Origin of the sequence: Yoonia sp. R2331, assembly GCF_041103235.1 — a bacterium.
GTDB lineage: Bacteria > Pseudomonadota > Alphaproteobacteria > Rhodobacterales > Rhodobacteraceae > CANMYO01.
The window spans coordinates 2,878,960-2,885,764 of record NZ_JBGCUN010000001.1; the positions used below are offsets into that span (position 1 = coordinate 2,878,960).

Below are 6,805 nucleotides of genomic sequence, written 5' to 3' on the forward strand. Positions count from 1 at the left end.
GGCGGCCCCTCGCGGACCGCCCCTTCAATTCTGAGCTCACAAGACCCTGGCTTAGTTGCCGGTTGCGTTTGCGATGTCCAAAGACACGCCCGGACCCATGGTTGAGGTCAGCGCGATCTTTTTCATGTAGGTGCCTTTGGCGCCGGTCGGCTTTGCCTTTTGCACCGCGTCAACGAAGGCTTTCACGTTCTCTTCGATCTGTGCCGCAGAGAAGGACGCCTTGCCGATGCCTGCGTGCACAACGCCGGCTTTCTCGGCCTTGAACTGCACCTGACCGCCTTTGGCGTCTGCCACGGCTTGGGCCACGTCCATCGTCACGGTGCCAACGCGCGGGTTGGGCATCAGGTTGCGTGGGCCAAGGACCTTACCAAGACGCCCGACAACACCCATCATATCGGGCGTGGCGATGCAGCGATCAAAGTCGATGGTGCCGCCTTGTACGGTTTCCATCAGATCTTCTGCGCCAACGATGTCAGCGCCTGCGGCTTTCGCCTCGTCTGCCTTTTCGCCACGGGCGAAGACAGCCACGCGGACTGTTTTACCCGTGCCGTTGGGCAGGGATACGGTGCCACGGACCATCTGGTCGGCGTGACGCGGGTCAACACCCAGCACCAAGCTGATTTCGATGGTTTCGTCGAACTTCGCCTTGGCGTTGTCCTTCACAAGGCTGACAGCCTCGGCGACGGTGACGTTGTCTTTGCCAGCAAAAGCTGCGCGGGCTGCGGTTGTGCGCTTACCAAGTTTTGCCATCTTACTTTACCTCGATGCCCATAGAGCGGGCAGAACCCGCGATGATCAGCATAGCGCCTTCGATGGACGTCGCGTTGAGGTCCTTCATCTTGGCTTCGGCGATTTCGCGCACCTGCTTACCGGTGATCGAACCTGCCACGGATTTGCCCGGCTCTTTTGAACCCGACTGCAGCTTGGCCGCTTTTTTGATGTAATAAGACGCAGGTGGCGTCTTGATTTCCATCGTGAAGGACTTGTCCTGGTAGTAGGTGATCACGGTGGGGCAAGGCGCGTTCTTTTCCAGCGCTTCGGTCTTGGCGTTGAAGGCCTTGCAGAATTCCATGATGTTGATGCCGCGCTGACCCAGCGCAGGGCCCACGGGGGGCGAGGGGTTGGCCGCACCTGCAGGAACCTGCAGCTTGAGCGTGCCCATAACTTTCTTGGCCATTGGCCATCTCCTTATGCAACGCCCCTTGGTCGCGACCGCGGGGCCTTTCGTTGTGTGGTCCGGGTCGCGCCACGCGTGCCGCTCGCCTCCCACAGGGGTGTCGCTTGTGGCGACTGGCGGCAGATAGAACGGGCGGGCGGGCAAATCAAGCCCAAAGTGCGGTGAAACAGCGTGTTGAGTGCCGCGCCACGTGCCGCAAGGGACAATGCCGATGCTGGGTTCGTGAGGGATGATGGCGCGGAGACAATGGGCGGTGTTTCACACCGAATGCTTTGAAGCTTCGGTGTCTTAGAGCCAGCTACACTAACTGTCTGCTTTGAGCTCAGAGCCGACATTCATTCAGCGCGCTGTTGGGCCCGGAACAAGGGCTTTAGCCCGCCGGGCCCAGCGATCGTCCTGTGTCTCGCCATTGGTCCGAGAGACAATGGACGATGCCGCCCCGACGGGTTGGCGATTTGCCACCCGCGCGCACCGCTGATGTGGAAGATGACCTGACAACCATAAAGCGCAGAAGCGTTTCTGTTGGGTCGCCCACCCGCGGATCGGCGAAGGTCCCGGCTCGTCGCGAAGTTCTGCTTCGTCCCGCCTCGCCACACATCATTCAACGAACATCAACGCAAAACGCCGCCCCAAAGAGCGGCGCTTGTTTGTCGTCAACAGCAGAGCCTAACCCTGCTTTGTCACCTGCGTGTATTCCAGTTCCACCGGTGTGGCGCGGCCAAAGATTGAGACAGTGACCTTGAGGCGCTGGTTCTCGTCGTCGACTTCTTCGACCATGCCGTCGAAGTCTTCGAACGGGCCGTCGTTGACCTTGACCTTCTCGCCGATCTCGAAGTGGATCAGGGTGCGTGGGCTTTCTTCGCCTTCCTGGACACGGTTCAGGATCGCGTTCACTTCGGCGTCGCGCATGGGCATCGGGCGGCCTTGCGGGCCCAGAAAACCGGTGACGCGGTTGATCGAATTGATCAGGTGATAGCCTTCGTCGGACAGTTCCATATGCACCAGCACATAGCCGGGCATGAAGCGGCGTTCGGTCGTGACCTTCTTGTTGCGGCGCACCTCGATCACTTCTTCGGTCGGCACCAGCACTTCGTCGATCTGGTCCTCAAGACCCTGTTCTTCTGCCTTTTGGCGGATCTGTTCAGCGATCTTCTTTTCAAAGTTTGAAAGAACGCTCACCGAATACCAACGTTTCGCCATGTCTGGGCCACCTTCGTGCGCATGACCCTGACGGGCCAGATTGTTCCATTGTTCCGGATGGGTCTGCCATCCGCCCGAAAGATAAAAAACGGGCGCGCAACTTGATTCGCAGCGCGCCTTTTTCGGGGATGTTGGCCTACTACCGCCCTGCCCTTGTGTTTTCAAGTGGCGGGCGGCGATTTCTGGCAACCGGGCCTTAGCCGAAGTAGGCGAGCACGCCTTGCAGGCCCGAACGGATCACCAGATCAACAAGCGAAAAGAAAATTGCCGTCAACGCCGCCATGATGAACACCATGATGGTTGTCATGATGACTTCGCGCCGTGTGGGCCAGACAACCTTGGCAATCTCTGCGCGGGTTTCGTTGACAAACTTGACGGGGTTCATGGCCATGTGAGGTGCCTTTGCTGCGTTGATCCACGCGACATACGGCCCCCGGCGCACGTTTTCAAGCCCAGTTCACGGCGTGATGCGCGTGACACCCTGCATCGCGTCAATCTGCGCCAGTTGTGCGGCGTAGAATTCCTGCCCCAGAGCGTGGGCGGCCGCGTCAAAGGCGTCAAAGCGCGGGTTGTCGGCATCCACCGGGCAGCTTTGCATCGCATCCGCCACGCTGATCGTGTCATCCGCCAGCAGCAGGGTCACCGCCAGTTCTGACAGGCCGCCATGCATCGTTTCCGCCAATGCAGGCACGCCGCCCGGCACAAGCCCCCCCGTCAGCCCCGCGACGATGCGGTCAAAAAGCGTGGCGTAGTCCTCGTAACACCAGACGGTGAGGCTGTTGATTCCGGCAAGGTCACGCAGGCGGGCGATCAACCCGACCCAATCGACCAGTTCAATCGCATTGCGCTTGAGAAACTTCTCAAGCGTGATGTCGCGTTTGGCATGCAGGCGCTGGCTGAAGGCGGAATTCAGCAGCGTCGTGGGGTGGCGGATGCCCAAGTAGAGGTCTATCCCGTCTACCGGCATTCGTGCTGCAAGTTCTGCAATCCGGCGCGGCCCATCGGGGTAAAGCGGGCGGCGCAACCGACCCTTGTCATTCATCAGGGTGCCGGCAAAATTTTCTTCTGACAGGATCAGCCGCCGGGCCCCTTGCGCGAGCACGTCAAAGGCCTGTGCATCCACGGTCTGCACTGGGCCTTTCGGCCCGTCTGCAATTGAAAACCGCTGCAACAAAGAGGGCTCGCCCCAGCGAAAGCTGCGCGGCCCGTGAAACTGCACGCCGTGCTGGCGCAGATCGTCCGTTGCTGCCAGCAAGGACCGTTGCAGATGGGTGGTGGCCGTCTTGTGCGCGCCGATATGCAGCGCGACAGTGGTCTGGTCTGGTTGCTTGTCCATAGGCTGCACCGCCGTCCCGATGATCACTGATGTCCGGGGAATGTGGTCTGGCAGGGGCACCAGGACTTGAACCCGGGACCTACGGTTTTGGAGACCGCCGCTCTACCAACTGAGCTATACCCCTAAGACCGAGGCATGGGTTAGCCCAGCCAAGCGGGCCGCGCAAGGGGCTGACTTGCACGGCACGCGTAAAATGTCATGAAGGGGCATGACATTGCGCAGGCGGATCGAACATTCAAAGCTGTTGGCGGGCGTTTTGGCCGGGTTGGCCGGGGCGTACCTGCGGTTTTGCCGGGCAACAACGCGCTGGCAGCGCGAAGGGTTTGACGATCTGGCGGCTGATCTGGCCGAGGGGCCAGTGCTGGTGGTGATGTGGCACGAGTGTTCGTTGATGGGCCCGCTCTTGTGGCCGCTTGAGATGGGACCACTGTCGACCCTTTACGCCAGTTCGCCGATTGGCCGTGTCTCGGGCGCGTTGCAGCGGCAATCGGGACTGCAGCCGATGGAAATGGCCGAGGGCACATCCAACTTGGCGGCGTCGCGCGTTGTGCTGCGCCGGGTGCGCGAAGGATCAAGCATTGGGATCGCTGCTGACGGGCCTTTGGGCCCTGCGCGGCAGGTCAAGGACGCGCCGCTTGATTGGGCTCGTGCGATGCAGCGCCCGGTTTACGGCTTTGCCTATCGCACGTCTCGTGGGCGAAAGCTGAAGACATGGGATCAGATGTGGCTGCCCCTGCCCTTCGCCCGCGGTCGGGTGGTTTTTGCGCGGTGGGACGGTGCGCCGGGGCGGCGAGACGACAACGCGGCGTGGCGGGACAGTCTGACCGGGTTTCTGAACGACCAGAGCGATCAGGTGGCGCGCCCGATCTGATCTGCCACAGCGCGGAGCGCGATCAGATCACCGCCGACAATCGCGGCCTCTTGCGCGCGGATGTCCGCAATCGGCCAGTCCCACCAGGCGATGGAGTTGAGGGCCGCAATCGTCGTGTCATCAAACCGCATGCGAATGACCCGCGCGGGGTTTCCGCCAACAATGGCATAATCCGGCACCTTGCCTGCCACCACGGCCCGGGCGGCCACAATCACGCCGTTGCCAATACTGGCACCGGGCATGACCGTCGCCCCCTGCCCCAGCCAGACATCGTGGCCCACGGTCGTGTCAGGGCCGGGATCAGGCATTGCAGGTGTGTCCAGCAGCCCGCCATCGAAGATGCCAAAGGGAAAGCTGGAAAACCCGTCGAACCGGTGATTGGCCGAGGATGTGATGAAGGTGACGCCATCCGCAATCTGGCAGAATTTGCCGATGCGCAGCATCTCCGGCGAGAACGGATAGAGGTAGGGTGCCAGGTGAAACGCCCAGTCATCGGGTGGCTGATGGGCGCTGGCATAGGTGAAGTCGCCGACGTCGAGCCGCGGGTGGTCCTTTGTCGCAGGGGTCAGAAAAACCGTGCCTGAATGATCCCGTGCGGACGCGAGTTTCATAGGGTAAAGCGTGTCGGGTGATGGGAATGTCGTCATGTCGATGGTGATAGCCCATCGTTCGCGCGACGGCAAAGCGGGCGGTGTCGTGGTTTGAGGTTCGCGACGGTTGTGCTGTGGTTAAGCCGGGGTTTTACCCCGGCTTGGGAAACGGTCACCGGTTGGCCAAAACGACACGAGGCGCTCTCCGCCCTCTGCGCACTTCCTTTGCCGGTGGCGAAAAATCCTTCGAAGGATTTTGACCAGACCTTTCGAAAGGTCTGGGGCGCGTAGGGTGGGATGCGTCACAGCAAAAGGCCGCCGGGTTTCTCCAGCGGCCTTTCTTCATTCTCAACCGGGTCAGGCCCAGAGATCGTCTGAGTGGGACGCTCTCATGACTTCTGCGAAGTCACTGCCGCATCCCACCCGGTGCGCGGGCTACGCCCGCACCCCGTTACTCAGTGATCTTCGAGACAACCCCGGCACCAACAGTGCGGCCGCCTTCGCGGATGGCGAAGCGCAGGCCTTCTTCCATCGCGATCGGCGCGATCAGCTCAACGTTGAACTTCAGGTTGTCGCCCGGCATCACCATTTCGGTGCCAGAAGGCAGCTCAACCGTGCCGGTCACGTCCGTTGTACGGAAGTAGAACTGCGGGCGGTAGTTGGCGAAGAACGGCGTGTGACGGCCACCTTCGTCCTTGGTCAGGATGTAGGCCTCGGCCTCGAACTTGGTGTGCGGCTTCACCGAACCCGGCTTACACAGCACCTGGCCACGCTCAACACCGTCACGGTCAACACCGCGCAAGAGCGCACCAATGTTGTCGCCAGCTTCACCGGAATCCAGCAGCTTGCGGAACATCTCAACACCGGTACAGGTGGTCTTGGAGGTGTCCTTGATGCCCACGATCTCGATCTCGTCGCCGACGTTGATCACGCCACGCTCAACACGACCGGTCACAACCGTACCACGGCCAGAGATCGAGAACACGTCCTCGATCGGCATCAGGAACGGCAGGTCAACCGCACGTGCAGGGGTCGGGATGTATTCGTCGACAGCGGCCATCAGGGCAACGATGCTGTCTTTGCCGATGTTGTCATCACGCTCTTCCATCGCGGCCAGGGCCGAGCCAGGGATCACAGGAATGTCGTCGCCGGGGTACTCGTAAGAGGACAGAAGCTCGCGGATTTCCATTTCCACCAGTTCCAGCAGCTCTTCGTCGTCCACCTGGTCAACTTTGTTCATGTAAACAACCATGTAGGGGATGCCCACCTGACGACCGAGCAGGATATGCTCGCGCGTTTGTGGCATCGGGCCGTCGGCTGCGTTCACCACCAGGATCGCGCCGTCCATCTGGGCGGCACCGGTGATCATGTTCTTGACGTAGTCGGCGTGGCCGGGGCAGTCGACGTGCGCGTAGTGACGCGCTTCGGTCTCATACTCAACGTGCGCGGTCGAGATGGTGATGCCGCGGGCCTTCTCTTCGGGCGCGCCGTCGATCTGGTCATAGGCCTGGAAGTCGCCAAAGTACTTCGTGATCGCCGCCGTCAGCGTCGTCTTGCCGTGGTCAACGTGACCAATGGTCCCGATGTTCACGTGCGGTTTATTCCGTTCAAACTTTGCCTTTGCCATGGTG

Annotated in this window: 8 protein-coding genes and 1 tRNA gene; 1 reads left to right on the forward strand and 8 read right to left on the reverse strand. The window is 61.0% G+C overall.

The window, feature by feature from the left end:
- Positions 1 to 51: 51 nt before the first annotated feature.
- From rplA to AB3Y40_RS14885, 6 genes are all read right to left on the reverse strand, one after another.
- Positions 52 to 750: a 50S ribosomal protein L1 gene (gene rplA / locus AB3Y40_RS14860; protein ID WP_369439561.1), complete on the reverse strand. Its 699-nt coding sequence runs from the start codon at positions 748 to 750 to the stop codon at positions 52 to 54.
- Between the two features lies 1 nt (position 751).
- Complete coding sequence (rplK, locus tag AB3Y40_RS14865; protein ID WP_369439562.1) at positions 752 to 1,177, reverse strand: 50S ribosomal protein L11; 426 nt, start codon at positions 1,175 to 1,177, stop codon at positions 752 to 754.
- A 666-nt stretch (positions 1,178 to 1,843) separates the two neighbouring features.
- Positions 1,844 to 2,377: a transcription termination/antitermination protein NusG gene (gene nusG, locus AB3Y40_RS14870; RefSeq protein WP_369439563.1), complete on the reverse strand. Its 534-nt coding sequence runs from the start codon at positions 2,375 to 2,377 to the stop codon at positions 1,844 to 1,846.
- A gap of 196 nt (positions 2,378 to 2,573) precedes the next feature.
- Positions 2,574 to 2,768, reverse strand: a complete 195-nt coding sequence (gene secE / locus AB3Y40_RS14875) for a preprotein translocase subunit SecE (protein WP_369439564.1) — start codon at positions 2,766 to 2,768, stop codon at positions 2,574 to 2,576.
- Positions 2,769 to 2,834: 66 nt separating this feature from the next.
- A complete protein-coding gene (locus tag AB3Y40_RS14880; RefSeq protein ID WP_369439565.1) occupies positions 2,835 to 3,713 on the reverse strand; it encodes a hypothetical protein in 879 nt (292 codons plus the stop codon).
- 48 nt (positions 3,714 to 3,761) lie between these two features.
- Positions 3,762 to 3,837 (reverse strand) — tRNA-Trp (locus tag AB3Y40_RS14885).
- An 84-nt stretch (positions 3,838 to 3,921) separates the two neighbouring features.
- On the opposite strand from AB3Y40_RS14885, the gene AB3Y40_RS14890 reads away from it, so the two are divergent.
- Positions 3,922 to 4,584, forward strand: a complete 663-nt coding sequence (locus AB3Y40_RS14890; protein ID WP_369439566.1) for a lysophospholipid acyltransferase family protein — start codon at positions 3,922 to 3,924, stop codon at positions 4,582 to 4,584.
- Here AB3Y40_RS14890 and AB3Y40_RS14895 read toward each other — a convergent pair.
- Positions 4,563 to 5,231: a CatB-related O-acetyltransferase gene (locus AB3Y40_RS14895; protein ID WP_369439567.1), complete on the reverse strand. Its 669-nt coding sequence runs from the start codon at positions 5,229 to 5,231 to the stop codon at positions 4,563 to 4,565. The genes AB3Y40_RS14890 and AB3Y40_RS14895 overlap by 22 nt on opposite strands.
- Positions 5,232 to 5,625: 394 nt before the next feature.
- On the reverse strand, positions 5,626 to 6,801 hold the full coding sequence (tuf, locus tag AB3Y40_RS14900; RefSeq protein ID WP_369439547.1) for an elongation factor Tu: 1,176 nt from the start codon (positions 6,799 to 6,801) through the stop codon (positions 5,626 to 5,628).
- Positions 6,802 to 6,805: the final 4 nt, after the last annotated feature.

Coding starts and splice junctions, on each gene's coding strand:
- tuf (WP_369439547.1), bottom strand. CDS start 6,801: ATGGCAAAGGCAAAGTTTGAACGGAATAAACCGCACGTGAACATCGGG.
- AB3Y40_RS14880 (WP_369439565.1), bottom strand. CDS start 3,713: ATGGACAAGCAACCAGACCAGACCACTGTCGCGCTGCATATCGGCGCG.
- AB3Y40_RS14890 (WP_369439566.1), top strand. CDS start 3,922: ATGACATTGCGCAGGCGGATCGAACATTCAAAGCTGTTGGCGGGCGTT.
- secE (WP_369439564.1), bottom strand. CDS start 2,768: ATGGCCATGAACCCCGTCAAGTTTGTCAACGAAACCCGCGCAGAGATT.
- rplK (WP_369439562.1), bottom strand. CDS start 1,177: ATGGCCAAGAAAGTTATGGGCACGCTCAAGCTGCAGGTTCCTGCAGGT.
- rplA (WP_369439561.1), bottom strand. CDS start 750: ATGGCAAAACTTGGTAAGCGCACAACCGCAGCCCGCGCAGCTTTTGCT.
- AB3Y40_RS14895 (WP_369439567.1), bottom strand. CDS start 5,231: ATGACGACATTCCCATCACCCGACACGCTTTACCCTATGAAACTCGCG.
- nusG (WP_369439563.1), bottom strand. CDS start 2,377: ATGGCGAAACGTTGGTATTCGGTGAGCGTTCTTTCAAACTTTGAAAAG.